At 64.2% G+C, this 25,290-nt stretch carries 23 protein-coding genes, 2 tRNA genes and 1 pseudogene; 6 read left to right on the top strand and 20 right to left on the bottom strand.

All coding sequences use genetic code 11. The annotated features are described in order from the left end of the window. Positions 1-143: 143 nt before the first annotated feature. The 3 genes from bamC to WI26_RS06755 all read right to left on the bottom strand — a co-directional run bounded on the left by bamC (position 144) and on the right by WI26_RS06755 (position 2,445). Positions 144-1,352, bottom strand: coding sequence for an outer membrane protein assembly factor BamC (gene bamC / locus WI26_RS06765; protein ID WP_059467652.1), 1,209 nt, complete (start codon positions 1,350-1,352; stop codon positions 144-146). Between the two features lie 141 nt (positions 1,353-1,493). Beyond that, a tRNA-Pro gene (locus WI26_RS06760) sits at positions 1,494-1,570 on the bottom strand. A gap of 161 nt (positions 1,571-1,731) precedes the next feature. After that, positions 1,732-2,445: a methyltransferase domain-containing protein gene (locus WI26_RS06755; protein ID WP_059537006.1), complete on the bottom strand. Its 714-nt coding sequence runs from the start codon at positions 2,443-2,445 to the stop codon at positions 1,732-1,734. 326 nt (positions 2,446-2,771) lie between these two features. Here WI26_RS06755 and WI26_RS06750 point away from each other — a divergent pair. After that, positions 2,772-3,650 (top strand): annotated as a pseudogene (locus tag WI26_RS06750) (tyrosine-protein phosphatase). A 358-nt stretch (positions 3,651-4,008) separates the two neighbouring features. Then, a complete protein-coding gene (locus WI26_RS06745) occupies positions 4,009-6,219 on the top strand; it encodes a hypothetical protein (RefSeq protein WP_069225535.1) in 2,211 nt (736 codons plus the stop codon). A gap of 77 nt (positions 6,220-6,296) precedes the next feature. Here the strand turns inward: WI26_RS06745 and WI26_RS06740 are convergent, their stop codons facing one another. The 13 genes from WI26_RS06740 to WI26_RS06680 all read right to left on the bottom strand — a co-directional run bounded on the left by WI26_RS06740 (position 6,297) and on the right by WI26_RS06680 (position 19,262). Then, entirely contained in the window at positions 6,297-6,707 is a 411-nt protein-coding gene (locus tag WI26_RS06740; RefSeq protein ID WP_069225534.1) for a MerR family transcriptional regulator, read from the bottom strand. Between the two features lie 61 nt (positions 6,708-6,768). Further along, the gene (locus WI26_RS06735; protein ID WP_006486093.1) at positions 6,769-7,155 is read right to left on the bottom strand and encodes an integration host factor subunit alpha; all 387 of its coding nucleotides are present in this window, start codon (positions 7,153-7,155) and stop codon (positions 6,769-6,771) included. A gap of 73 nt (positions 7,156-7,228) precedes the next feature. Next, positions 7,229-9,658: a phenylalanine--tRNA ligase subunit beta gene (gene pheT / locus WI26_RS06730; RefSeq protein ID WP_069225533.1), complete on the bottom strand. Its 2,430-nt coding sequence runs from the start codon at positions 9,656-9,658 to the stop codon at positions 7,229-7,231. 96 nt (positions 9,659-9,754) lie between these two features. Next, the gene (gene pheS / locus WI26_RS06725; protein WP_006753318.1) at positions 9,755-10,768 is read right to left on the bottom strand and encodes a phenylalanine--tRNA ligase subunit alpha; all 1,014 of its coding nucleotides are present in this window, start codon (positions 10,766-10,768) and stop codon (positions 9,755-9,757) included. Between the two features lie 148 nt (positions 10,769-10,916). Further along, entirely contained in the window at positions 10,917-11,276 is a 360-nt protein-coding gene (gene rplT / locus WI26_RS06720) for a 50S ribosomal protein L20 (RefSeq protein ID WP_004192938.1), read from the bottom strand. A gap of 30 nt (positions 11,277-11,306) precedes the next feature. After that, on the bottom strand, positions 11,307-11,504 hold the full coding sequence (gene rpmI / locus WI26_RS06715; RefSeq protein ID WP_004191477.1) for a 50S ribosomal protein L35: 198 nt from the start codon (positions 11,502-11,504) through the stop codon (positions 11,307-11,309). A gap of 190 nt (positions 11,505-11,694) precedes the next feature. After that, positions 11,695-12,219: a translation initiation factor IF-3 gene (infC, locus tag WI26_RS06710; RefSeq protein WP_071734130.1), complete on the bottom strand. Its 525-nt coding sequence runs from the start codon at positions 12,217-12,219 to the stop codon at positions 11,695-11,697. 49 nt (positions 12,220-12,268) lie between these two features. Then, on the bottom strand, positions 12,269-14,176 hold the full coding sequence (thrS, locus tag WI26_RS06705; protein WP_059536996.1) for a threonine--tRNA ligase: 1,908 nt from the start codon (positions 14,174-14,176) through the stop codon (positions 12,269-12,271). A gap of 271 nt (positions 14,177-14,447) precedes the next feature. After that, positions 14,448-14,524, bottom strand: a tRNA-Val gene (locus WI26_RS06700). A 95-nt stretch (positions 14,525-14,619) separates the two neighbouring features. Beyond that, entirely contained in the window at positions 14,620-16,854 is a 2,235-nt protein-coding gene (locus WI26_RS06695; RefSeq protein WP_069225532.1) for a RelA/SpoT family protein, read from the bottom strand. A gap of 39 nt (positions 16,855-16,893) precedes the next feature. Next, positions 16,894-17,247, bottom strand: coding sequence for a RidA family protein (locus tag WI26_RS06690; RefSeq protein ID WP_027784253.1), 354 nt, complete (start codon positions 17,245-17,247; stop codon positions 16,894-16,896). An 81-nt stretch (positions 17,248-17,328) separates the two neighbouring features. Then, positions 17,329-18,225 carry an alpha/beta fold hydrolase gene (locus tag WI26_RS06685; RefSeq protein WP_069225531.1) on the bottom strand — a complete coding sequence of 299 codons (897 nt, stop codon included), beginning with the start codon at positions 18,223-18,225 and terminating at the stop codon, positions 17,329-17,331. A 131-nt stretch (positions 18,226-18,356) separates the two neighbouring features. Then, a complete protein-coding gene (locus WI26_RS06680; RefSeq protein ID WP_069225530.1) occupies positions 18,357-19,262 on the bottom strand; it encodes a LysR family transcriptional regulator in 906 nt (301 codons plus the stop codon). Positions 19,263-19,399: 137 nt separating this feature from the next. Here WI26_RS06680 and WI26_RS06675 point away from each other — a divergent pair, with 137 nt between their 5' ends. Genes WI26_RS06675 through WI26_RS06665 form a run of 3 tightly spaced genes read left to right on the top strand, consistent with a single transcriptional unit; the run spans position 19,400 to position 21,727 of the window. Then, positions 19,400-19,957: an ester cyclase gene (locus tag WI26_RS06675; RefSeq protein ID WP_059594659.1), complete on the top strand. Its 558-nt coding sequence runs from the start codon at positions 19,400-19,402 to the stop codon at positions 19,955-19,957. 11 nt (positions 19,958-19,968) lie between these two features. Beyond that, positions 19,969-20,979, top strand: coding sequence for a polysaccharide deacetylase family protein (locus WI26_RS06670; protein WP_069225529.1), 1,011 nt, complete (start codon positions 19,969-19,971; stop codon positions 20,977-20,979). 34 nt (positions 20,980-21,013) lie between these two features. Next, positions 21,014-21,727, top strand: a complete 714-nt coding sequence (locus WI26_RS06665) for an SDR family oxidoreductase (protein WP_069225528.1) — start codon at positions 21,014-21,016, stop codon at positions 21,725-21,727. Positions 21,728-21,805: 78 nt separating this feature from the next. On the opposite strand, the gene WI26_RS06660 is transcribed toward WI26_RS06665, so the two are convergent. Together WI26_RS06660 and WI26_RS06655 are read right to left on the bottom strand one after the other, a co-directional pair. Then, complete coding sequence (locus WI26_RS06660; protein ID WP_059467662.1) at positions 21,806-22,447, bottom strand: CoA transferase subunit B; 642 nt, start codon at positions 22,445-22,447, stop codon at positions 21,806-21,808. A gap of 1 nt (position 22,448) precedes the next feature. Then, entirely contained in the window at positions 22,449-23,153 is a 705-nt protein-coding gene (locus tag WI26_RS06655; RefSeq protein WP_059467663.1) for a CoA transferase subunit A, read from the bottom strand. 223 nt (positions 23,154-23,376) lie between these two features. Here WI26_RS06655 and WI26_RS06650 point away from each other — a divergent pair, with 223 nt between their 5' ends. After that, complete coding sequence (locus WI26_RS06650) at positions 23,377-23,922, top strand: PAS and helix-turn-helix domain-containing protein (RefSeq protein ID WP_069225527.1); 546 nt, start codon at positions 23,377-23,379, stop codon at positions 23,920-23,922. A 107-nt stretch (positions 23,923-24,029) separates the two neighbouring features. Here WI26_RS06650 and WI26_RS06645 read toward each other — a convergent pair whose 3' ends face one another. Further along, entirely contained in the window at positions 24,030-24,461 is a 432-nt protein-coding gene (locus WI26_RS06645) for an acyl-CoA thioesterase (protein ID WP_069225526.1), read from the bottom strand. A 32-nt stretch (positions 24,462-24,493) separates the two neighbouring features. Continuing rightward, positions 24,494-25,270, bottom strand: coding sequence for an SDR family oxidoreductase (locus WI26_RS06640; protein ID WP_059467666.1), 777 nt, complete (start codon positions 25,268-25,270; stop codon positions 24,494-24,496). Between the last annotated feature and the right edge of the window lie 20 nt (positions 25,271-25,290).

Raw genomic sequence — 25,290 nt, 5'->3', positions numbered from 1 at the left:
GCCGCCGTAACGCGCGAATGTTACGTAACGTCACGAGAGGGGGACGCGAACGCCCGCCAAACGCCGGAATGGACAGGCCACGCACGACCATGAAAAAAGCCCGCCAGAAGGCGGGCTTTTCGAAGAGCGGGAACGTACCGCGATCAGCGCAGCTGATTCACGAGCAGCCCCATGATTTGCCGGGCCGGCCCCGACGTATCGATTGCGCCCGAATCGTCGACGATTGCCACACGCGTCTGGTCGGGCGTCAACGCCTTTACGTTGACGCGATACTGCTTCGCCTGCTTTTCCTTCTTGCCGTGGAACAGCTGGCTCCAGAAGCCCTGCTCGGCCGCGCTTAGATCCTTCGGATCGACATAACGCACGAAATACAGACCCTTCGTGCGATCGCGATCGTCGACCGTGAAATTCGCGCGATCGAGTGCGAGACCGACATGCAGCCACGACCGGTCGTACGGCTCGCCGAGCGTGACTTCGGACGGCACCGCGGCCGAATCGACATCGTTCGCTTGCGACGACGTACGCGCGACGTTCTGTGCAGCGATAGCCGCGGCGGCGGCCTTCGACGCGTCGGTATCCGCCTTCTTGTCCTTCGGCACCGTGTTGTCGTTGATGTTCGCGATCGGCGGCTCGCCGTTCTTCGCGCGCTGCTCGTTCTGTGCAAGCACCGCCATCAACCGCTTCAGGTATTCGGTCTCGAGCGCCGGATCATTCGGCTTCGCTTCCCACTTGCTCGAATCGTTGTTCGCGCCGGTGATCGCCTCGCGCATGCCCTTCTGGCTGATGAACACGTAGGTGCCGCCGTTCGGCGCCGAATCGAGACGGGTGCGGTACTTGTTGCGCTCGGCCGTCACGTACGAATTGCCCATCGCCTTGGAGATCACGCTGCGGATCAGGCCGTCGTTGATCTGCGGATGGGTTTCGTTCCAGTCGGTTTCCATCACGCCCTTGTCGCGCTGGTCGACGACGAGCAGGAAGCCCTGCTCCTGCCAGAAACGGCGAACTTGCGGCCAGATGTCGGCAGGCTTCTTGCCGTCGATCACGAGCCAGCTCTCGGTGCCATCGCGCTGAATGTGCATGCCGGCCACGGCGGGCGCGACGGTGTCCATCGAGGGTGCCGCGTGCTGGACCTGCTGGAGCGCGGACAGGGAAGTCGCGCCGCCCTGTGGCGGCAGCGAACGCTGATCGGCCGTCTCGTCGAGCATGTTGGGCGGCACTGCGAGCGACGCTTCCTTCGATTTCGAATCGCTCTTGTAGTCCACTTTCGTGGGCGACGACGTACCGCAACCGGCAACGAGCGCGCCGGTGGCGAGCACTGCAGCGAACCGCATGGTAAGACGAAGATCAGTCATGTTCGGGGAATCCTCTTCCGCTAAATCACGGCGCTTTCCGTGGATCAACCTTGCATTTTACCGGGGCCGCGCCGGGATGTGCAAAAAAGCGACCGGCAAGAAAAAACCCGCGTCAGCCTGAACTGACGCGGGTTCTTTGTCTGGTCGGGGCGAGAGGATTTGAACCTCCGACCACCTGCACCCCATGCAGGTACGCTACCAGGCTGCGCTACGCCCCGAAAGAAAAAAATTATAACAGACAGTTTGCCGCTTTAGAACGGGTCGCATGCATTTTGTGCATGTTCCTGCGAAATTTTTTGCGATATCCCCGAGTGGACATGACGGCTTCAATACGCGCATCCCGCTGCGCCCCGCTCTGGCCATGCGACCCGCCACATGCTCACCGCCGGCGCGCGACGCAGATGACCGTGAGGCCCGCCACCCGGTTGAACCGGAACATCGGCAACTCGGCCCGGCAGATCAGCTTGAGCAAACCGTTGACGACCGGGTGGTGCCGGCGCAATTGCGACGCCGGTTCGCGCGGTTGCCGACGCGCCCGCTCGCTCAGTCGCAATGCCGCCGCGAGCGGGAACGTCAAGCCGAAGTAGTAAGCGCCGCGCTCGACCTCCAGCCCCGCACGACGCGCGACATCTTCCAAACCGTCGAGCGTATATCTGCGCTTGTGCTCGAGAAAATCGTCATGCGCGCTCCAGAGAAACTGAAACGCGGGAACCGTGATCAGGAACCGGCTGCCCTTCGGCGCACCGGCCACGTAGCGGGCAAGCAACCCGACATCGTCGTCGACGTGCTCGAGGACATCCATCAGCAACACGAGATCGGCATCGAACCGATCGACGGCCCGGCGAAAATGAACGGGCTTGCCGGCGGCCTCCCCGTCGGTATCGCCGGCGTAGCTCGTATCGACACACCATGCTTCCGTCGCCTGCGTGCGCTCGAGCAGATGCTTCGAAAAGAAGCCCGAGCCGGCACCTACATCGAGTATGCGGTTCGCGTCTGCCGTGCCCAGAAACCGACGGATCGCACTCGCCTTCGACGCGTAGTACCAGTGATCGCCTACATCCTCGCCCAATACGTCGAGTTCCTTCAGATCCATGACGCCTCCCCCGTGTCGGCCACCATGCATTGATCCATCCAGCCACTGACGCCGATCTTACCGCGCCGCCACCGTCGCACGTGCGGCAAGTTGCGCGATTCGCACGGGCAACCTGTGTTGCGCCTTAATCGAAAAGGACGATGGCCGATTCGTCGCGGATCGCTACCGTCTGCTCACCGGCGCGAGATCAATGCGCACGGCACATCGTCCGATTGCATGCCGATCGATATCGCATGTCTCCGCATTGCCGCATCGCACACCGGAAGCGCTTTCGATCGCAACGGCAGTCGCGACGTCCTGTCACCGTCTCAGACAAAGGCCAGTGAATGACTCAGAAAAGCGACATTTCCCGTCGACACTTTCTTCGGCTGGGTGCCGGCACGATCGGCATCGCGCTGGGAGGCACGTCTCTTCTGTCCGCGTGCGGCGGCGACTCGATCGCTGTCGCCCCGGTCACGACGCCCAGACTCGGTTCGGCAGCGAACTTCCGCGACACCGGGGGACCGGACGCAACAGGCTATGCCACCGCGAGCGGTGCAACGATGAAGAAAGGCGCGATCTACCGGTCTTCCGCGCTCGCGCTGTCCGTGGCCGACCTCGCAACGGTCGACACGCTCGGCATCACGTGGGTGTGCGACCTGCGCACGCCCGCGGAAATTCGCGCTCAGCCGGATGTGCCATTGGCCGGCGCCACCTGACAGAACCTCAATGTGCTCGGCATCGCCAGCATCGGTTCGCTTCCAACCGATGGCGCAACTGCGACGGCGTTCATGCAAAGCATGTATCGGGCATTCGTGACATCGGAAACGGCACGGTCGAGTTACCACACGCTATTCGCCGGCTTTGCCGCGTCCGGCGACAACCTGGTCTTCCACTGCACGGCCGGCAAGGATCGCACCGGCTGGGCGACGGCCATTCTGCACACGATCCTCGGTGTCCCGCGGCAGACGATCGTCGCCGACTATCTGCTGACCAACGTCTACAGTGCGTCGGAGATCGCCGCCTATGTCGCACAGGCGCGCAAGAGCGGCGGGCAGGATGCGGCCGACATGATGGCCGCGCTGCAGGGCGCACAGGCGGCCTATCTGCAGGCAGCATTCGATCAGGTCGTCGCCTCCTACGGCTCGATGACGTCGTACATCGATAACGGGCTGCAGCTGGACCAGACGATTCAGAATGCAATACGGCAGCGCATGCTGGTCTGAGCGGTCGTGCAGGCGGCGATAGCGCAGGCGCATCGGCCGCCCCGCCTGTCGCCTGCACCTTGGGTCGGAAAGCACCTTCATCCGGCATGCGACCTCGCGTCAGCCAACGCCAACACCGGGATTGCCGATCCGGCACAACGCGCGCCGCCCGCCTCGACCGCAAAACCAAACGGCCGTTTGATCTTTCCGCCCCGCTGCCGCGAATCCATTGTCCTGTCGCGCGCCGGTCGGTTGCGCCCCCACGCCCGCTGTTTGGTTACGCCGCTCTAGCGCGCTATGCCACACTGCACGGCATCGACGTCAGCGCCGCGCTTCGCCGTGCGCCGTCGCCGATCACGACAAGACCTGGAGACAGACGATGCGGAATGCGGTCCGGCGCGGCCATCGCACGCCTTTGGCATTTTTCGACTGGATGGCCGGCCCGCGACGCGCGGCCGCGCCGGTTTCACTGAGCACGTCTCGTGCACTCGGCTGCGGCGCACTTGCGCTCGCGCTGCTCTGTGCCGGCTGCGCGGAACCGGCTGCGCAGCGCGACGGCAACGCGTCGGTCGCATCGACGAAGATCGAGCGGACCAAGGCCGAACGCCTCGCCCGCGAACAGCAAATCGCCCGCACGGTGCCGTCGCTCGCGTCGCTCAGCGTCGCGCAGCCGCGCCCGTTAACGCTGCGCGACTCGGGCCAGAACGGTGCGATGACGTTCCTGCGCGATGTTGATTTCCGCATCGTCAACAACCTCGGCTTCTTCATCCATCAGCTGTCCGCGACACTCGTGCCGACGCAGGCCGGCGCGCCGATCGTATTCGACGATCCGACGAGTTTCGAGATCGACGTGCACGAAGGCACGGTCACGCTCGACAACGTGAAACTGACCGCCCTCTTCAACTCCTACATCTTCGGTTACCGCAATGCGCCGCTGCGCAAGCTCGCCGTATCGGCAGGCGACGGCGTGATCCATTTGCAGGGCGAGATGCAGCGCGACGGCTGGGTACCGTTCTCGCTGACCGGCACGCTCACGATCCGCGACGGCAGCCAGCTCGTGTTCCATCCGACCGGCGTACGCGTGTCGGGCATCAACGCACAGCCGGTAATGCGCGCAGCCAACGTGAAAATGGCCGATCTGCTGAAGGTGGAGACGCCGATCGCACGGCTCGCCGGCGACGACCTCGTGATGTCGGTCGACAAGCTGATGCCGCCGCCGCGGCTGAAGATCAGGATCACCGCGCTGCACGTAACGCCGGCCGGCCTGGACCTGACGCTCGACGACGGCTCGCATGCCGGCTTCGCGCTGCCCGCGAACGCACCGCAACAGGCGATGTACATCCGCGGCGGCGACGTGAAGTTCATGCGCTCGATGCCGATGAACGCGGACATCCTGATCAGCCCCGTCGATCCGACCAGGCGTGACCAGAATTTCGTGTTCGACCTGTATCACTATCGCGACCAGGTGTCGGCCGGGTATTTCAATTTCGACGAAAGCGGCGCGATGGCGATCCGGATGCCGTCGTACGCGGGCCCCGCGAGCGGCGCCGCGCTCGGCAACGCGACCGCTCGCCTGAATGACAGCTTCCTCGCCGCGCAGCAAACGACATTGCACGACGCGCGCCAGCACTGGCAAGCATTTGCACTCGCGGCCGGCGCAGCGCAGTCCGGCATGCAGAAAGTTGCGATGCGGCGCTCGTCGGCCTTCCCGTTCAACGAACGGCACGTATCGAACCGCAATCCGACGATCCATCTGCACAATGTCGACTTCAACCTGTCGGGCGACATCGGCTTTCACGTCGAGGATCTCGACGTCCAGCTCATCGCGAAACGGCCGGGCGAACCGGTCGACCTCGACGATCCGAACCAGTACGACATCCGCATTCTCGGCGGGACAGTCGTCGAATCGTGGAAGGCGATGTCGGCGCTCTTCAACAACTACCTGCTCGACTATTCGCCGCGCTCGCTGAACGACCTGCAGTTGAGCGCGGACGGCCAGGACCTGCGCGTCCAGGGCGGCATCAAGCTCTGGAATCACGTGCCTGGCGTGTGGCTGCCGACCGACATGAAGGGCTCGCTTTCTGTGCTCGACGACCGCCATCTCGCATTCCGGCCATCGCAGGTGTCGGTGCTCGGCATCCCGCAGGCGAAGCTGCTGCGCTCGCTCGGCATCGAGCTCGCGTCGCTGACGCCGCTGCAGCGCCGCGGCGCGGAACTGCGCGGCGACACGCTCGTGCTCGACCAGTACACCGTCTTTCCGCCGCCCGTGCTGAACGGCAAGCTCGGTCAGGCCACGGTCGAACGCGACGGACTGCGCCTCACGTTCCGGCGCGCCGCCGACGCACCCTCGCCGAAGCGGCCGCAGATCGACGCGCCGAGCTACATGTGGATGGAAGGCGGCGACATGAAGATGTTCAACGTGCTGGAACTGAACGTGCGCGCGCTGATCCGGAACTCGGCCGAGGCCGGCCCGATGCGCTTCGATCTGTACGACTACCGCAGCCAGGTCGCGCAAGGCTCGGTGCGGATGCTGCCGGACGGCACGCTGGTCGTCGACATGGGCAAGCCGAATCCGCTCGCGTCGCGCTGATCCGGGCGGGCCCGCACCATGAAAAAAGCCCGGTGGCGCTTCGCCAACCGGGCTTCATATTGATCCGAGCGTCGCGCTCAGTCGTGCTTCAGTCCATCGATCACGTCGAGGAGCGCCTGCCGCAGCGCGATCACGTCGACCGTTGCCCCCGGCTTGCCCGATGCACGCGCATCGGCCGGCACGTCGGGCTCGACCGTTGCGCCGGCAGCGCGCTCGCCGCTCGGCGAATCGAGCCGGTTGCGCGCCCCGTTGATCGTGAACCCCTGTTCGTACAGCAACTCGCGAATCCGCCGGATCAGCAGCACTTCGTGGTGCTGGTAGTATCGGCGATTGCCACGCCGCTTCACCGGCCGCAACTGCGTGAATTCCTGCTCCCAGTAACGCAGCACGTGCGGCTTGACCCCGCACAGTTCACTGACTTCACCGATCGTGAAGTAGCGCTTCGCGGGAATCGGAGGCAAGACGACTTTCTCAACCGTGGTGGTCATCGTCGGTTAACCGTCGGTAAAGGGTGCGCGGCGGCCGCGCGGAGACGTCAGCGCGCGGGCGTTACTCCGCGCCGTTTTCGACCAGCGCCTTCAGTTTCTGGCTCGCGTGGAAGGTTACCACCCGGCGGGCCGCGATCGGAATCGCCTCGCCCGTCTTCGGATTGCGGCCCGGACGCTGCGGCTTGTCGCGCAGCTGGAAGTTGCCGAATCCCGACAGCTTGACGCTTTCGCCGTTTTCGAGCGCGTCGCGGATCACTTCGAAGAACGCCTCGACCATGTCCTTCGCTTCACGCTTGTTCAGGCCGACGCTGTCGAACAGCAGCTCCGCCAGTTCCGCTTTCGTCAGCGTCGGCGTCTCGGTGGACGCCGGCGCCGAAGCGTCGCGGTTCATGGCACTGCGTTGCGCCGTCAGGAGGGCTTCGAATTCACTCGAGGTCATGTCGTTCATATCTGCCATACAGCGCGTTAAAACCAAAACTTACGATGGGGAAGCGCCACCCGCGAGCGGGCGGCCCCTCTCCTTAGCCGCGCAGGCGCGCACCAGAACGAGCCATCCGCTCGATCAGCGCCTGGATCGCCTGATCGACGACTTCGTCCTGCAGCGTGCCAGCCGCGTCCTGCAGCGTCACGCGGAAGGCAAGGCTCTTCTCGTGCGCGGCAAGGCCACCGGAAGTATTTGATTTTGCACGAAATTCGTCGAAGAGTACAACCTTCTGAACGAATCGGCAGGCGTCTTCGGCCAGCGCCTTCTTCATTTCGTCGAAAAGTGCCTGAACCTCGACCGCCTGATCGACCACGACCGCGATGTCACGCCGCACCGGCGGGAATTTCGACACGTCGGTCGGAGCCGGCAACGCACGTGCGATCAGCGCATCCGCATCGATTTCGAACATCACCGGCGCGTGGGGCAGTTCGTACTTCTGCATCAGGCGCGGATGAAGCTCGCCAATCCAGCCGACCGCGCGACCGTCGACCTCGATGCGCGCGCTGCGGCCCGGATGGAGGGCCGGATGCTCGGCCTTCACGAAGCGCGCAGCGGCCGGCGCGAGCAGCGCCTCGAGATCGCCCTTCACGTCGAAGAAATCGACCGCGCGGGTCGCGACACCCCACTGTTCGTCGACCGCCGGGCCGTACGCGAGCGCGCCGACACGCTTCGGCTGTGTGTAGCCTTCGACGGTCAGTTCGCCGGCCTTCACCGAAGGATCGGCGAGGAACACGCGGCCCGTCTCGAACACGCGAACGCGATCCGCACGACGGTTCAGGTTGTGGCGCAGCACTGAGATCAGGCTGCCGAACAGCGTCGTACGCATCACCGACAGCTGGCTCGCGATCGGGTTCAGCAAACGGATCGGGTTGTCGTTGCCCGCGAAATCGTGCTCCCACTCCGCGTCGACGAAGCTGAAGTTGACCGTTTCCGCGTAGTCGCGCGCCGCGAGCGCGTGACGGATGTCGTGGATCGAGCGCCGCGTCTCGTTGGTCGCGCGCATCTCGCTCGTCGCGACCGGCGGGCGCGCCGGGATCTTCTCGAAGCCGTAAATGCGAGCCACTTCCTCGATCAGGTCTTCCTCGATCTCGATGTCGAAGCGGTGCGACGGCGGCGTGACCAGGAATGCATCGTCGTCACGCTCGAACGGCAGGCCGAGACGCGTGAAGATGTTCGCGATCTCGTCCGCGTCGATCTTCACGCCGATGATGCGGTTCGCGCGCGACACGCGCATCTTCACCGGCGCGCGCTGCGGCAGGTTCACTGCCTGGTCGTCGACCGGGCCGGCCTTGCCGCCGCAGATCTCGAGAATCAGTTGCGTGATGCGCTCGACGTGCTCGACGGTCGTCGCATAGTCGACACCGCGCTCGAAGCGATGGGCCGCATCGGTCGAGAAGTTGTACTTGCGCGCGCGGCCACGGATGCTGTCCGGCCACCAGAACGCGGCCTCGAGGTAGATGTTGGTCGTGTCGAGCGTGACGGCCGTGCTGTCGCCGCCCATGATGCCCGCGAGGCTTTCGACCTGACGGTCGTCCGCAATCACGCCGACCGTTTCGTCGAGCTCGACCGTGTTGCCGTTCAGCAGCTTCAGCGATTCGCCGCGCTTGCCCCAGCGAACCTCGATGCCACCGTGGATCTTGTCCAGATCGAACACGTGCGACGGACGGCCGAGCTCGAACATCACGTAGTTCGAGATGTCGACCAGCGCCGACACGCTGCGTTGGCCGGAACGCTCGAGGCGCTCGACCATCCACTGCGGCGTCTTCGCATGTGCGTTCACGCCACGGATCACGCGACCCGAGAAGCGGCCGCACAGGTCGGGAGCGGCGATGCGCACGGGCAGCGTTTCGTCGAGCTCGACGCGCACCGGACGGATGTCGACCGGCGTCAGCGGCGCGCCGGTGATCGCGGCCGTCTCGCGCGCGATGCCGAACACCGACAGGCAGTCGGCCTTGTTCGGCGTCAGCTTGATTTCGAAGATCGTGTCGTCGAGATTGAGCGTGTCGCGGATGTCCTGGCCGACCGGCGTGTCTTCCGGCAGGATCAGCAGGCCGCTGTGGTCCTCGGACAGCTTCAGCTCGCGCGCCGAGCACAGCATCCCCTGGCTCTCCACGCCGCGCAGCTTCGACAGCTTGATCGCGAACGGCTTGCCGCCCTCTTCCGCCGGCGGCAGTTCGGCGCCGACCAGCGCGACCGGCACCTTGATGCCGGGCGCCACGTTCGGTGCGCCGCACACGATATTCAGCGTCGCGCCGGTGCCGGCGTCGACCTGGCAGACATTGAGCTTGTCCGCATCCGGATGCTTGACGACTTCGAGCACGCGACCGACGACGATCTTCGACGTCGGCGGCGCAGCCTTGCTCAGCGATTCGACTTCGAGCCCCGCCATCGTCAGCGCGTGCGACAGTTCGTCGGTCGTCAGCTGCGGGTCGACAAAGGTTCTCAACCAGGATTCAGGGAATTGCATGGGTGTCTACGTTCGAAACAGGTTAGATCGGCGCCCGGCCCCCGTCGGAAACGTCCGGCGGCGCATGCGCGGGCACATGTCGGCGCGGCGCGTGCGTTATGCGAACTGGCGCAGGAAACGCAGGTCGTTCTCGAAGAACAGCCGGAGATCCTGTACGCCGTAGCGCAGCATCGTCAGGCGCTCGAGGCCGCTGCCGAACGCAAAGCCGATGTAGCGCTCGGGATCGAGGCCCATGTTGCGGATCACGGTCGGATGCACCTGCCCCGAGCCCGAGATCTCGAGCCATTTGCCGGCGTTCTTGCCGTGCTCGAACATCATGTCGATCTCGGCCGACGGTTCCGTGAACGGGAAATACGACGGACGGAAGCGCACGAGGATGTCGTCGCGCTCGAAGAATTTCTTCAGGAAGTCGGTATAGACACCCTTGAGGTCGGCGAAGCTGATGTTTTCGTCGATCCACAGCCCCTCGACCTGATTGAACATCGGCGAGTGGGTCGCATCGCTGTCGACGCGATACGTGCGGCCCGGTGCGATCACCTTGATCGGCGGGCGGTTCATGCGCGCGTAACGCACCTGCATCGGGCTCGTATGCGTGCGCAGCAGCAGCTGGCGGCCGTCGGCGTCCTTGCCTTCGACGTAGAAGGTGTCCTGCATCGAACGCGCCGGATGGTTCTCCGGGCTGTTCAACGACGTGAAGTTGTACCAGTCGGTCTCGATCTCGGGACCGTCGGCCACGTCGAAGCCGATCGAGCGGAAAATCTGTTCGACGCGCTCCCACGTGCGCATCACGGGGTGCAGGCTGCCTGCACCGGCGCCGCGGCCCGGCAGCGTGACGTCGATCGCCTCGGCGGCGAGGCGCTGGTTCAAGAGCGCATCGGCGAGCGCCTGGCGGCGAGCGGTCAGCGCGGCTTCAACCTGCTGCTTCGCGACGTTGATGCGTGCGCCTTCGGTCTTGCGTGCTTCGGGATCGAGCTTACCGAGGCCCTTGAGCAACTCGGTCAGCGCACCCGACTTGCCGAGAAAGCGTGCTTTCTCGTTTTCGAGCGTGGTGATGTCGGCAGCCTGTTCGAAGGACTGCTGCGCGTCGGCGACAATCTGGTCCAGATCCATAGATCCCATCATTTCCAACGTCATTCGGTCTTGGCGAGCGAAACTGCCCGCCAAACAAAAAAGGGGCTCGGAAGAGCCCCGTTTTCGCTGCAGCGGCCGAACCTACCGGAACATCGCTGCAACTAACCACGCAGTGCTAATTTCGCAATTAGGCTGCAACGGCGGCTTTCACCTGCTTGACGATCGCAGCAAAAGCAGCCTTGTCGAACACCGCCATGTCGGCCAGGACCTTACGGTCGAGTTCGATCGACGCCTTCTTCAGGCCGTTGATGAACACGCTGTAGGTCATGTCGTGCTGGCGAACTGCCGCGTTGATACGCGTGATCCACAGTGCGCGGAACACACGCTTCTTGTTGCGGCGATCGCGGTACGCGTACTGACCAGCGCGCATCACCGCCTGCTTGGCGATGCGGTAGACGTTATTGCGACGGCCGCGATAACCCTTGGCCAGGTTGATGATCTTCTTGTGGCGGGCCCGTGCGGTTACCCCACGTTTGACTCGAGGCATGTTTCTCTCCTTGGAGTATCAGTTGAGGGGTTACGCGAACGGCAGCATTGCGCGGACGGAGTTCAGATCGGAATCATGAACTGCCGTTGCGCCGCGCAGGTGACGCTTGTTCTTCGTGGTTTTCTTGGTCAGGATGTGACGCTTGAAGGCTTGACCGCGCTTGACGGTACCGCCCGGACGCACCACGAAGCGCTTTGCAGCACTCTTCTTGGTCTTCATCTTAGGCATGACGAACAACTCCAGTTTATTTGATGGCGATGGGTGTGCGGTTGGCTTGCGCCCTTGACCCGCCCTTCGAAACCCAGTCCACTTGTGTACGGCGAACGGCTTGCGCAGCCGCCGTCATTGTTGGCGCGCCGCCCTGACCGGGCAACGCACCGAACCACTTTCGAACCTGCGCGGCATGCGCACGGGCCCGTCACTTCTTTTTCTTCGGCGAGAGCACCATGATCATCTGGCGCCCTTCCATCTTCGGCATCTGCTCGACCTGGCCGACTTCCTCGAGATCCGTGCGCAGACGCTCAAGCATCCGCATGCCGATCTCCTGGTGAGCCATTTCGCGGCCGCGGAAACGCAACGTGATCTTCGTCTTGTCGCCCTCTTCGAGGAAGCGCACGAGATTGCGAAGCTTGACGTTGTAGTCACCGTCATCGGTACCCGGGCGGAATTTGACTTCCTTCACCTGGATGACCTTCTGCTTCAGCTTCGCTTCATGCTGCTTCTTGGACTCCTGATACTTGAACTTGCCGTAGTCCATCAGACGGCAGACCGGCGGAACCGCTTGCGGCGCGATTTCCACCAGGTCAACATCCAGCTCTTCCGATTTACGGAAAGCATCAGCGAGTTTTACGATACCGAGCGGTTCGTTCTCGATCCCGACCAGACGCACTTCCGGCGCAGTGATTTCACCGTTGATGCGATGCGACGACTTATCAGTAGCGATGTTACGTTTCCTCTAAAAATTAAAAAAACGAGCCGCGCTGCCAGGGCGGTTACTTGAACGAGCGCAGGTCTTCCTGCAGACGCTCAACGAAGGCTTCGATCGGCATAACGCCAAGATCGACGCCGCCACGGGCACGCACGGCTACCGTTTGCGCATCACGCTCCTTATCGCCCACGACGAGGAGATAAGGCACCTTTTCCAGCGTGTGCTCGCGTATTTTATAGCTAATCTTCTCGTTGCGCAAATCGGCTGCCACTCTAACCCCTTGTTTTTGCAACGTTTGGGCCAGAGATTGTGCATATTCCGCCTGACTTTCGGCGATATTGAGCACAATTGCCTGGAACGGCGCGAGCCAGACCGGCATTGCACCAGCGTGGTGCTCGATCAGAATGCCGAGGAATCGCTCCATCGAACCCACGATCGCACGGTGCAACATCACGGGCCGGCGGCGGCTGTTGTCTTCCGCGACGTATTCGGCGCCGAGGCGCTCCGGCAGCACCATGTCGAGCTGCAGCGTGCCGCACTGCCATGAGCGGCCAAGCGCATCCTTGATGTGGTATTCGATCTTCGGGCCGTAGAACGCACCCTCGCCCGGCAGCTCTTCCCACGACAGGCCGCACGCCGTCAGCGCGTCGCGCAAACCCTGCTCCGCGCGATCCCACGTTTCGTCGGTGCCCGCCCGCTGGTCAGGGCGCAGCGACAGCTTGATGTCGATGTGCTCGAACCCGAAATCCTTGTAGACGCTCATCGCCAGCGTGTTGAATGCGATCGACTCGGCAATGAACTGCTCTTCCGTACAGAAGATATGAGCATCGTCCTGCACGAAGCCGCGCACGCGCATCAGGCCATGCAGCGCACCCGAGGCCTCGTTGCGATGGCACGAACCGAATTCCGCATAGCGCAGCGGCAGGTCGCGGTACGAGCGCAGGCCGTGCTTGAACACCTGAACGTGACCCGGACAGTTCATCGGCTTGATCGCGTAGTCGCGCTTCTCCGACTCCGTCGTGAACATGTTCTCGCGGTAGTTCTGCCAGTGGCCCGACGCCTCCCACAGCGAACGGTCCATGATCATCGGCGTCTTGATCTCGAGGTAGCCGGCCTCGTTCACGCGGCGACGCATGTACTGCTCGACCTGCTGCCACAGCGCCCAGCCCTTCGGATGCCAGAACACCATGCCCGGCGACTCTTCCTGCATGTGGAACAGGTCGAGTTGCTTGCCGAGCTTGCGGTGGTCGCGCTTTTCCGCTTCCTCGAGCATGTGCAGGTATTGATCCTGGTCTTCCTTCTTCGTCCAGGCCGTGCCGTAGATGCGCTGCAGCTGCTCGTTCTTCGAGTCGCCACGCCAGTACGCACCCGCGACCTTCATCAGCTTGAAGACCTTCAGCTTGCCGGTCGACGGCACGTGCGGGCCACGGCAGAGGTCCGTGAAGCCGCCGTGCGAGTACAGCTTGATTTCGTCGCTTTGCGGAATCGATTCGATGATTTCGGCCTTGTACTTCTCGCCAAGGCTACGGAAATAGCCGGCCGCCTCGTCGCGAGACACGACGCGACGCGTCACCGGCTCGTCCTTCTTCGCGAGTTCCTGCATGCGCTTTTCGATCTTTTCCAGATCTTCGGGCGTGAACGGACGGTTATACGAGAAATCGTAATAGAAGCCGTTGTCGATCACCGGGCCGATCGTCACCTGCGCATCCGGGTACAGGTCCTTCACCGCGTAGGCAAGCAAGTGCGCGGTCGAGTGACGGATGATGTCGAGACCGTCGGCATCCTTGTCCGTGACGATCGCAAGCGATGCGTCGCGATCGATGACCGTGGACGTATCGACGAGCTCCCCGTCGAGCTTGCCACCAAGCGCAGCCTTCGCAAGGCCGGGACCGATCGAGGCCGCAACCTCGGCAACTGTCACCGGATGCTCGTATTGTCGAACTGAGCCGTCAGGCAAGCGTATCGAAACCATAGCAATCTCCGTGATGCCGACAGTGGGCGGCAAACCAAGCACGCGATATCAAAGTCACGCGCGAAAATTTCGCGACAAAAAAAATGCGGCCCCGCTTTCGAGGGGCCGCATTCGATACTTCACTCAAACTGAAAGGGCGAAAACGTTCCTCGACTAGCGTCGCTCCGAAAAGGTTTCGGTCAACGTTCGCGGTGTCATAACCGTATTCGCCTTGTTCGCGTTGAGTTATTTACTGCATCGAACACCCGGAAACTGGGCATTCTCAATTCGTTGGTAGGCTCGATTGGACTCGAACCAACGACCCCCACCATGTCAAGGTGGTGCTCTAACCAGCTGAGCTACGAGCCTAGAGAAGCTAAGATTATATGGAGCCCTCGCGCACTTGGCAAGTGTTTTATGCGGTCGCAGCAAAGGATCGTGCTCCAACCCCGTTTCCGAAGACCTCACGCCTTACGGGCCGCCCGCACCACGCCCGGCACTTCGCCGAGCAGCGTGCACGCACGCTGCACCTGTGCGGAATTCGACACTTCGACCGTGAACTGCATGAATGCCGCATTCCGGCGGCTCTGCGTCTTCACGCCCACCACGTTCATCTTCTCGCGTGCGAACACTTCGGAGATGTCGCGCAGCAAGCCTTGCCGGTCGCTCGCTTCGATCATCAGGTCCACCGGATAGACGGACACGCCACGGCCGCCCAGCACATCGGCCGACCAGGTTGTCTGCAGCACACGCTCCGGGGACCGTTCGGCCATCCGCCGGAAGGTCGGGCAGTCGCTGCGGTGAATCGACATCCCCTTGCCGCGCGTCACGAAACCGCTGATCGGGTCCGGCGGAGCCGGACGGCAGCAGCGCGCAAGCTGAGTCAGCAGCGCATCGACGCCGACCACCAGCACGCCCGCAGACGCGCCATGCGCAACACTCGCCCCGCTGCTGCGCTTCTCGAAATCGGCGGGCGCCTCGGGCGCATGCTCGGGCGGCGGCGCATCGGACAGCGCATGTTCAACGTTGCGCAGGCTGAACTCTTCCTTGCCGACGACCGAGAACAACTCCTCGGGTGACTTGAAGCCGAGCTTCGCGGCGAGGTTGTCGAGGTTGACCGACGTCTTGCCTTCGCGCTGCAGCGTCTTTTCGACGAGCGCGCGACCGTGCGCGATATTCTCTTCCTGCTCGATCGAGTTGAACCACGCACGCACCTTCTGCCGCGCACGCGGACTCTTCAGGTAGCCGAGTTGCAGGTTCAGCCAGTCGCGTGACGGTCCGCCCTCCTTCACCGCGACGATCTCGACCGTCTGGCCGTTCGCAAGCGCCGTGTTCAGCGGCACCATCACACCGTCGACTCGCGCGCCGCGGCAGCGATGGCCGAGCTCGCTATGCAGGTGGTAGGCGAAATCGACCGGCGTCGCGCCCTGCGGCAACGCAATCACGCGCGCCTGCGGCGTCAGCACGTAGATGTGGTCATCATCGAGCGACGTCTCGCGCAATTGGGCCCACGCCTGGTCACCCGATATTTCCGTGCCGTCCTCGACGTCGTCCTTCCAGGCGAGCAGCTGGCGCAGCCACGCGATCTTCTCGTCGTACTTGTCGCTCGCCGAGAACTGGCCGCCATAGCCGCGCGCGCCCGCTTCCTTGTAACGCCAGTGCGCGGCGACACCGTACTCCGCGAAGCGGTGCATTTCCTGCGTGCGGATCTGCACTTCGAACGCGCGACCGTCGTCGCCGACCACGACCGTATGCAGCGACTTGTAGCCGTTCGGCTTCGGACGCGAGATGTAATCATCGAATTCCTTCGGCACCGGCTGCCACAGGTGATGCACGATGCCGAGCACCGCGTAGCAATCCTTGATGTCCGGCACGATCACGCGGAATGCGCGCACGTCGTACAGCTCGGAGAAGTCGAGCTCCTTGCCGCGCATCTTGCGCCAGATGCTGTAGATGTGCTTCGGCCGCCCGCTCACGTCGGCCGGGATGTGCGCCTCCGCCAGTTCGCGCTGCAGCCGCTCGATCGCCTGCGCGACGTACGCCTCGCGTTCGATGCGCTTCTCGTCGAGCAGCCTCGCGATACGCTTGTAGGTGACCGGATCCTCGAAGCGGAACGCGAGGTCCTCGAGTTCCCACTTCAGTTGCCAGATACCGAGGCGGTTCGCGAGCGGCGCATAGATCTCGAGCGTCTCGCGCGCGACGTCGGGCGGCGGATCGATCTTCGCCGCCGCGTAGTAGCGCAGCGACTGCAACCGTGACGCCAACCGGATCAGCACCACGCGGATGTCCTGCGCGAACGCGAGCAGCATCTTGCGCAGTGCCTCGATCTGCGTGCGCCGCTCTTGCGCGGCGTCGCGCCCGGCGTCAGGCATTGCGTTCTGCGCGGCGCGCAGGCTGACGGTGCCGAGCCGCAGCAGCTTGCGAACGTCGGATACGAGCCGCGCGACCTCGTCGCCAAAACGTTCGGTCAGCTCCCGCTCGGGATCGCTCAGGTGCGGCGTGAGCACGAACAGCGCAGCTGCCTGCATCGCATGCGGGTCGACGTTCAGCGTGCGCATGATCGACGCCGTGCCCGCCGAGTGATCGGCGAGCAGTTCGCCCGACGACAGGCGCGCGTCACCGGCGCGCTCGCGCACGAACGCGAGCACGTCGTCGAACGACGGTGCTGCGACGGAAGAAGCGGAAACGGACTCGGTCATCGCACGGCCTGGCGTATCGCGGTCATCGGAATGCTTCGCTCAGCTCCGTTGCGCAGCGACGACGACGATCTCGACGAGCAGCGCCGGATCCGCGAGCTTTGCCTCGACGGTCGCGCGCGGCGGCGTATTGCCCTGCGCAACCCATGCGTCCCACTCCGCGTTCATGCCTTCGAAGTTCGCAAGATCCGAAATGTAGATCTGCACCGACAGCAGATGCGCCTTGTCGCTGTTCGCCTCGGCGAGCAGGCGGTCGATGTGGCCGAGCACTTCGCGCGTCTGGCCGCGGATGTCCTGGGTGGTGTCTTCGGCGATCTGGCCGGCCAGATACACGGTACCGTTGTGGATCGCGGTTTCGGAGAGACGCGCTCCGACGTGGTGACGAATGACTGCCATGGAATGTTCCGGTCGTGTGAGTGGGTAAAGAATCGGCGACGACGCGGCCCGCGTGCCGCCGAACCGCATATTATGACGCGTTTATGCGCCGCCTTCGACGAAAAACCGGCGGGCGAGCGCAATCTGGTCGGCGCTGGTGAACGCCGGCGCGTGGCCCGCGCCCAAGATCTCGGCTTGCGTCACGTGTCGGCCGCGACGCACCATCTCGGCCACCGTGTCACGCGACAGCAGGTCGGAACGCTCGCCGCGCACGACGAGCAGGGACGCATCGGTGGTCTCGATCGCGCGCCACAGCGCGGCCTCGCCGAGCGCAGCAAGCTCGGGCGTCGTCGCCTTGAACGGCTCGGCGATGCGCGGATCGTAGCGCATCGTCCAGCCGCCGTCGGGCAGTTCGCGCAGCAACGGCCCATTGATTTCGCGCCATTCGTCGTCGGTCAACGCGCCAAACGGCAGCGACAGCGACGTCAGATAGTCGATGCCCTCCTGTTCGGTCGCGAAACGCGGCTGCACGCCGAGGTATTCGCCAATGCGCGTCAGCGAATCGGGCTCGATGCGCGGGCCGACGTCGTTGACGATCATCCGGCGCAGCGGCGAACCGGGCAACCCCGCGAGCGCCATGCCGATCAACCCGCCCATCGACGTGCCGAACCAGTCGACCGACTCGACGTCGAGCCGCGCAATCAGCGTCACCATGTCGGCCACATATTGCGGAATCGCATAAAGCCGCGGATCGGCAAGCCAGTCGGAACGCCCGCGCCCGACGACGTCGGGGCAGACGACGCGATACGTGTCGGACAACGCGGCGGCAAGCCGATCGAAGTCGCGCCCCGAACGGGTCAGCCCGTGCACGCAGACCAGCACACGGGGATTGGCCGGGTCGCCCCATTCGGTATAGGCGACGTGGTGAAGGCCGGCGGCGCTCGCACACTGCACGCGTCGCTGACGGGGAACCGGAGGATTCGCTGAGGTTGTTGGCATCGTTGGCATCCTGTCGAACGGAGGCGTGCGGCGGGCAACGTTCGCGCCGCCTGATGCGAACGATTGTAAACCGCTTCGCAAGGACGGGACTTCACGTGGCGGCGGTCACCCGGCGCATCGTTCGCAGCGGCTCATGCACTGCGGCGCCACGTGTCGCGCAGTTGGTCGCGCAGGTAGTCGACGAATGCCCGCACGCGCAGCGGTACATGTCGGCCGCCCGGGTATACGGCATGGAGCGGTGCCGCAGGCGCCTCGAATGTCGGCAAGACGCGGACGAGCCGGCCTGCCTCGAGATCGGCACCGACATCCCAGATCGACTTCAGCGCAATGCCGGCGCCCTCCAATGCCAACGTCCGGGCCGCACCACCGTCGTTCGTCAGCAGCGCGGCCGTCACTTCGACCGTCACCGCACCCTGCACACCGTCGAACCGCCACTCCGTACGCGGCTGGTCGCCCATCACGATGCATCGATGCGCACGAAGCTCGGCCGGATGAGTCGGCTGCCCATGCACGGCAAGATAGCCCGACGACGCGCAAAGCACGCGATGATTCGGTGCCAGTTCGCGCGCGATCATCGTCGAATCGGCGAGGCTGCCGATCCGCACGGCGACGTCGATGTCGTGCGCGAGCAGATCGACGATCGTGTCGGTCAGCATCAGGTGCACGGTCAACTCCGGATGGCGCCGTTGAAACGCCGCGACGAGCGGCGCGATCCGCAGTCGACCGAGTTCGCCGGGCGCCGTTACGCGCAGCACGCCACCGACCGTGCCGCGACGATCGCTCATCAGCGTTTCAGCGCGATCGATCTCGGCCAGGATGCGCAGCACTTGCGCATGGAACTGCGCGCCGTCGTCGGTCAGCGTCTGCTGCCGTGTCGTCCGATGCAGCAGACGCACGCCGAGCCGCGACTCGAGATGCGCGAGCCGCTTGCTGACGACGGACAACGACAAGTCGAGCTCGCGCGCCGCCGCGGACAGGCTGCCCGCCGACACGATCCTAGCGAAGGTATCGAGCGCCGGGAGATCGTCGATCAGCATCGCGGCACCTCTGTCGCGTCGATCTTTCCTTTTTTCGAATAATCCATTCGCCATTTCCCCGTATTTGCGTGCAAAACGGAAAACTACCATACCGGTACCGCGTCGCCCACGACGCACTCCACAGGACAACCGAAACCATGTCGATCCCCTTTGCTTCTGTCGCGCGCCCGATCGCCCGCGTCATCGCCGCGGCGGCCTGCGTCGCTGCGCTGTCGCCTGCCGCGTCCCGCGCCGCAGACCTTCTCGACCCGCACGCCCTGACCGTCGCGGCCGACGTGCCGGCCGCGCAGGCACGGGCGCAAATCCTCGCGGCGCGTCGCTACGGCACGTTCTGGGATACCGGCGATGCGACCCTCGCGCGCACCGCGCTCGCCGCCGATTTCCTCGACCGGACGTTGCCGGCCGGCCGTGAGCAAGGTGTCGCGGGACCGCTTGCGGCGTCCAGAACGATGCGTGCGGCCATCCCGGATCTGCATTGCGACATCGAGCAGATGATCGTGGCGGGCGACCGTGTCGTCGTGCACCTGCACTTTCGCGGACATTTCACCGGCACGTTCAATGGAACGACCGGGAGTGGACAGGCGGTCGACTTCATCGCGACCGACATCTACCGGATCGACCACGGCCGGATAGCGGAAAACTGGCATATCGAGGACAACCTGACGCTGATGCGTCAGCTCGGGCTCGTCGGCTGACGGAGGAAGCGATGACTCACCGCAATCACGGTTCAGCAACGCTTCCGGCTCGTCGCACGTTCCTTGCACAAGCGGCCGCAGGATTGGCAGCCGGCGTCGCGATGGCCGCGGGTGCCGCCGGGCCGGCAACGGCTGCCCCGGTACCCGGCCTCGCATCGACAGGTACCGGAGGATACTGGCCGGGCGACGCGCGCCTCGTCATCTCGATCTCGATGCAGTTCGAGGCCGGGGGACAACCGCCCAAGGGCGCGGACAGTCCGTTCCCGTCGGTCGAATTTCCGTCGTCGGTGCCGGTCGACCTGGCCTCGGCCACGTGGTTCGCCTATGGTTACCGGGAAGGTATCCCGCGTCTTCTCGATCTGTGGGATCGACATGGCGTGAAAGTCACGTCGCACATGATTGGCGAGGCGGCACGCCGGCATCCGGAACTGGCACGCGAGATCGTGTCGCGCGGCCACGAAGCGGCCGCGCACGGCCCGACCTGGCGGTCGCAATTCGCGATGAGCCGCGACGACGAGCGCCGCTTCCTCACCGAAGCGCGCGACATGGTCGAAGCAGCGACGGGACAACGCGCGATCGGCTACAACTGCAACTGGCTGCGGCGCGGACCGCACACGCTGCCGCTGCTGCAGGAACTCGGCTACGTGTATCACATCGACGATGTCAGCCGCGACGAGCCCTTCATCGAAACCGTCGATGGCCGCGACTTCGCGGTCGTCCCGTATACGTTGCGCAACAACGACATCCTGCTGATCGAGGGCCGCAACTATTCGCCGACGATGTTCCTCGAGCAGATCAAGCTCGATTTCGATCAGTTGTACGCGGAAGCGGGACAACGGCGGCGATTGATGTCGATCAGCGCGCACGACCGGATCAGCGGCACGCCGCAGATGGTTCGCGCGTGGGATGCATTCCTGCACTACGCTCGATCGCATCCGGGCGTTGTCTTCATGCGCAAGGACGACATTGCACGTTTCGTCATGCAAAGCCCGTCGACATTGCGCGAAGCCGAAACGATCTGAGCGGATTGCCCCTCCTCACCTCGCAAGGACCACCATGAACGATTCACTCCACGGAAAGAAGGTACTCGTCGTCGGCGGCAGTTCGGGCATCGGTGCCGCCGCCGCGAAAGCATTCGCACAACGCGGCGCTGTCGTGACGATCGCATCGCGCGACCCGGCCAAGGCCAATGCAGACGCCGCGCCGGGCGCGCACGTCCGCACCGAAGCGCTCGACATCACCGATACGGCGGCCGTCGACGCATTCTGCGTGCGCGCCGGCCAGTTCGACCATGTCGTGATTTCGGCCGCGAAGACGGCAACGGGCCCGGTCCGGGCGCTGCCGCTTGCCGACGCGCAAGCCGCAATGGACAGCAAGTTCTGGGGTGCATACCGCATCGCACGCTCGATCGATATCGCGCCCGGCGGTTCGCTGACGTTCGTGTCGGGCTACCTCAGCGTGCGGCCTAACGCATCGTCGGTACTGCAAGGCGCGATCAACGCGGCGCTCGAGGCGCTCGCCCGCGGCCTTGCGCTCGAGTTGGCGCCCGTGCGGGTGAATGCCGTGTCGCCCGGCCTGATCGCGACACCGTTGTGGGACAAGCTCGCACCCGATGCGCGCGACGCGCTGTACGCCGGCGCCGCACAGCGCCTCCCGGCACGCCGCGTGGGCCAGCCGGAAGACGTCGCAAATGCGATCGTGTATCTGGCGACAACGCCTTATGCGACCGGCTCGACGGTGCTGATCGACGGCGGCGGTGCAATCGCGTAGCGCGTGCGGTCAAGACAAAACGCCCCGCGTTCCATGGCGGAACGCGGGGCGTCGAGCGTTGTGCCGGAAGGCCGGCGGTTACGCGACCGCGCTCACGTCGAGCGGCGCGCCCGTCTTCGCCTGGATCTCTTCCGCGCTTACGCCGTCGGCAAGCTCGAGCACCTTCAGGCCGTTCGGCGTCACTTCGATCACGCCGAGGTCAGTAATGATCAGGTCGACCACGCCGACGCCCGTCAGCGGCAGATTGCATTCGTCGAGGATCTTGTGCTGGTCGCCCTTCGCGACGTGCTCCATCAGCACGACGACGCGCTTCACGCCCGCGACGAGGTCCATCGCGCCGCCCATGCCCTTGATCATCTTGCCCGGGATCATCCAGTTCGCGAGGTCGCCGGTCTTGCTGACCTGCATCGCGCCAAGGATCGCGAGGTTGATGTGGCCGCCGCGGATCATCGCGAACGAATCGGCCGACGAGAAGATCGACGACCCCGGCAGCGTCGTGACGGTCTGCTTGCCGGCGTTGATCAGGTCGGCGTCGACTTCGTCCTCGGTCGGCGACGGGCCGATGCCGAGCAGGCCGTTTTCCGACTGCAGCCACACCTCGACGCCCGCCGGAACATGGTTCGCGACGAGCGTCGGCAGCCCGATACCGAGGTTCACATAGAAGCCGTCCTGCAGTTCCTTCGCCGCGCGCGCGGCCATCTGGTCACGATTCCAGGCCATGTCAGTCTCCTTTCGCGCGTACGACGCGTTGTTCGATGCGTTTTTCGGGCGTCGCGTTCAGCACGATGCGCTGCACGAAAATCCCTGGCGTATGGATCTGGTCCGGGTCAAGCGCGCCGTTCTCGACGATCTCCTCGACTTCCGCCACGGTGATCTTGCCCGCCATCGCGCACATCGGGTTGAAGTTGCGCGCGGTGCGGCGATAGATCAGGTTGCCGGACTTGTCGGCCTTCCACGCTTTCACGAGCGCGACGTCGGCCGTCAGCGACGGCTCGAGCACATAGTGGCGATCGCCGAACTGGCGCGTTTCCTTGCCTTCCGCGATCACGGTGCCGTAACCGGTGTTCGTGAAAAACGCGGGGATGCCGGCGCCGCCCGCGCGCAGCTTCTCGGCGAGCGTGCCTTGCGGCGTGAATTCGAGCTCGAGTTCGCCAGCCAGGTACTGGCGCTCGAACTCCTTGTTCTCGCCGACGTACGACGAGATCATCTTCTTGATCTGGCGCGTTTCCAGCAGCAGGCCGAGACCGAAGCCGTCGACACCCGCGTTGTTGCTGATGCAGGTGATGCCCTTGACGGCGGAATCGCGCAGCGCCGCGATCAGCGCCTCGGGAATCCCGCACAGGCCGAAGCCGCCCACCGCGAAAGTCTGTCCGTCGCGGACGATCCCTTCCAGCGCGGCTGCCGCGCTTGGATAGACTTTGTTCATCTGTATGTCCCTTCCTCTATGGAAACCAGCAAAACCGGTTCACGCGCCCTCTGGGCCGCAAGCCCACCGCATCATTCTATGCATGCACGGCGATACCTGCGTCGAAGCGCGCTGTTTTTATATCGCGACAAGCCGCCGCGAGATGTCTGAAAGGGTACGATGTGGCTCGGATGCGGCACAATACGCAAAAATACATAAGCGTTTGCCTCCGCTTGCCTGCGCCATGCCCGCTCTCGATTACCAGACTGCCTTTCACCTCGCGCCGCTCGGCCTCGTGATGTCGCGCGACCGCGTGATCGAGGACTGCAACGACGCGCTCGCGTCGATCTTCCGCTGTGCGAGAGCCGACCTGATCGGGAAGTCGTACGAAGTGCTCTATCCGTCGCCGGACGAATTCCAGCGCATCGGCGAGCGCATCTCGCGCGTGATGATCGCGAATGGCACCTACGCCGATGACAGAATCATGAAACGAGCCGACGGCGAGCTGTTCTGGTGTCACGTGACGGGCCGCGCGCTCGACCGCACCGCGCCGCTCGCGGTCGGCGTCTGGACATTCGAGGACCTGAGCGCGACGCGCCGGGTCGCCGTCGAGCTGACGCCGCGCGAGCGCGAGATCGCCGCGCAGCTCGCGACCGGAAAGACCAGCAAGCAGATCGGGCGCATGCTCGACATCAGTTCACGCACGGTCGACATCTATCGGGCGCGGCTGATGCGCAAGTACGGCACGAACAATACGCCGGAACTGCTTCAGCGCCTGCTCGGCCAGTAACACGCACGCCGGAATGGCAATCGGCCGCGTGGGGGCGGCCGATTCGCGAGATCAACGGGAAATGGCGACATACCGGCGCTCGCGCGCCGGCCTCGGTATCGCCGCGCTCAACTGACCTTCGCCGCGAGCGCGCGCTCGATGGTGTCGCGCAGCAGTTGCGGCAGCGGCACCGACTTGCCGAGCGCGTAGTCGACCCACACGCAGCGCGCGTTGCCGCGCGCATAGACATGTTCCGGATCGTCCGCGCGCGTCAGCTCGAAACCCGTGTCGAAGCTGCTGCGGCCGGGCTTCGCGACCGACATCCTCGCGATCACGTCGCCCGGATAGTGCAGTTGCTTCAGGAACTCCATCGACGCCGTGACGATCACGGGCCCCTGCCCCTCGCCGTTGCCGCCCGCGATGCCGAGTTCCTCGAACCACGAGATCCGGGCCTGCTCCATGTAGCGGAAATAGACCGTGTTGTTCACGTGGCCGAATGCATCCATGTCGCCCCAGCGGATCGGCATCGACATTTCAAATACGGGGGAATATTCGCTCATTGCAGTCTTCTTCGTTGCTGGATGTCATCCACTCAGGCGAGGCCGAAGCCGTCGTCGGCGGAGATAATCGAGCCGTTGATGAACTGCGACTCGTCGGCCGCGAGCAGCAACAACAGCCCGTCGAGATCCTGAGGCTTGCCGACGCGCCGACGCGGCAGCATCGACTGCAGCTTCTGGCCCTGCTCGGTTTCCCACAGGTAATGATTGATTTCGGTATCGATATAACCCGGACAGATCGCGTTGACGTTGATTCCGTGGCGGCCCCATTCGAGCGCCATCGCGCGCGTCATCTGCACGACCGCCGACTTGCTCATCGCGTACAGCCCGATCTGCGGAAACACGCGCAGCCCGGCCACCGACGCGATGTTGATGATCCGGTAAGGCGGCTTGCCGTTGCCGTTCGCGCGCATGATCATCCGCTTCGCGACTTCCTGCGCGACGAAAAACGCGCCTCGCGTGTTGGTGTCGAACACGAACTCGAAATCGGCCGGCGTGACGTCGACGAGCTTCTGCATCGTCGAAACGCCCGAATTGTTCACGAGGATGTCGATCGTGCCGGCTTCCGTTTCCGCGTGCGCGATGGCTGCCTTGATGCTCTGCACGTCGGTGACGTCGAGCGACACGACGTGCGCGGCACCGCCCGCCGCCTCGATTTCCGCGCGCAACTCCTTCAGGCGCTCGACGCGGCGGCTCGCGAGCACGACCTTCGCACCGGCCTGCGACAGCACCTGCGCAAAACGTTGCCCGAGGCCGCTCGATGCGCCCGTGACCAGCGCGACCTTGCCTTCCAGATTGATCGATCGACCCATTGCACATCCCCTTTCGATAT

This window comes from Burkholderia diffusa, from assembly GCF_001718315.1.
Lineage (GTDB): Bacteria > Pseudomonadota > Gammaproteobacteria > Burkholderiales > Burkholderiaceae > Burkholderia > Burkholderia diffusa_B.
This window is presented reverse-complemented; position numbering and strand designations above follow the sequence as displayed.

Excerpts from the sequence above, each read along its gene's own strand:
- bamC (WP_059467652.1), bottom strand. The coding sequence starts at position 1,352 with ATGACTGATCTTCGTCTTACCATGCGGTTCGCTGCAGTGCTCGCCACC.
- WI26_RS06755 (WP_059537006.1), bottom strand. The coding sequence starts at position 2,445 with ATGGATCTGAAGGAACTCGACGTATTGGGCGAGGATGTAGGCGATCAC.
- WI26_RS06745 (WP_069225535.1), top strand. The coding sequence starts at position 4,009 with ATGCGGAATGCGGTCCGGCGCGGCCATCGCACGCCTTTGGCATTTTTC.
- WI26_RS06740 (WP_069225534.1), bottom strand. The coding sequence starts at position 6,707 with ATGACCACCACGGTTGAGAAAGTCGTCTTGCCTCCGATTCCCGCGAAG.
- WI26_RS06735 (WP_006486093.1), bottom strand. The coding sequence starts at position 7,155 with ATGAACGACATGACCTCGAGTGAATTCGAAGCCCTCCTGACGGCGCAA.
- pheT (WP_069225533.1), bottom strand. The coding sequence starts at position 9,658 with ATGCAATTCCCTGAATCCTGGTTGAGAACCTTTGTCGACCCGCAGCTG.
- pheS (WP_006753318.1), bottom strand. The coding sequence starts at position 10,768 with ATGGATCTGGACCAGATTGTCGCCGACGCGCAGCAGTCCTTCGAACAG.
- rplT (WP_004192938.1), bottom strand. The coding sequence starts at position 11,276 with ATGCCTCGAGTCAAACGTGGGGTAACCGCACGGGCCCGCCACAAGAAG.
- rpmI (WP_004191477.1), bottom strand. The coding sequence starts at position 11,504 with ATGCCTAAGATGAAGACCAAGAAGAGTGCTGCAAAGCGCTTCGTGGTG.
- thrS (WP_059536996.1), bottom strand. The coding sequence starts at position 14,176 with ATGGTTTCGATACGCTTGCCTGACGGCTCAGTTCGACAATACGAGCAT.
- WI26_RS06695 (WP_069225532.1), bottom strand. The coding sequence starts at position 16,854 with ATGACCGAGTCCGTTTCCGCTTCTTCCGTCGCAGCACCGTCGTTCGAC.
- WI26_RS06690 (WP_027784253.1), bottom strand. The coding sequence starts at position 17,247 with ATGGCAGTCATTCGTCACCACGTCGGAGCGCGTCTCTCCGAAACCGCG.
- WI26_RS06685 (WP_069225531.1), bottom strand. The coding sequence starts at position 18,225 with ATGCCAACAACCTCAGCGAATCCTCCGGTTCCCCGTCAGCGACGCGTG.
- WI26_RS06680 (WP_069225530.1), bottom strand. The coding sequence starts at position 19,262 with ATGCTGATCGACGATCTCCCGGCGCTCGATACCTTCGCTAGGATCGTG.
- WI26_RS06675 (WP_059594659.1), top strand. The coding sequence starts at position 19,400 with ATGTCGATCCCCTTTGCTTCTGTCGCGCGCCCGATCGCCCGCGTCATC.
- WI26_RS06670 (WP_069225529.1), top strand. The coding sequence starts at position 19,969 with ATGACTCACCGCAATCACGGTTCAGCAACGCTTCCGGCTCGTCGCACG.
- WI26_RS06665 (WP_069225528.1), top strand. The coding sequence starts at position 21,014 with ATGAACGATTCACTCCACGGAAAGAAGGTACTCGTCGTCGGCGGCAGT.
- WI26_RS06660 (WP_059467662.1), bottom strand. The coding sequence starts at position 22,447 with ATGGCCTGGAATCGTGACCAGATGGCCGCGCGCGCGGCGAAGGAACTG.
- WI26_RS06655 (WP_059467663.1), bottom strand. The coding sequence starts at position 23,153 with ATGAACAAAGTCTATCCAAGCGCGGCAGCCGCGCTGGAAGGGATCGTC.
- WI26_RS06650 (WP_069225527.1), top strand. The coding sequence starts at position 23,377 with ATGCCCGCTCTCGATTACCAGACTGCCTTTCACCTCGCGCCGCTCGGC.
- WI26_RS06645 (WP_069225526.1), bottom strand. The coding sequence starts at position 24,461 with ATGAGCGAATATTCCCCCGTATTTGAAATGTCGATGCCGATCCGCTGG.
- WI26_RS06640 (WP_059467666.1), bottom strand. The coding sequence starts at position 25,270 with ATGGGTCGATCGATCAATCTGGAAGGCAAGGTCGCGCTGGTCACGGGC.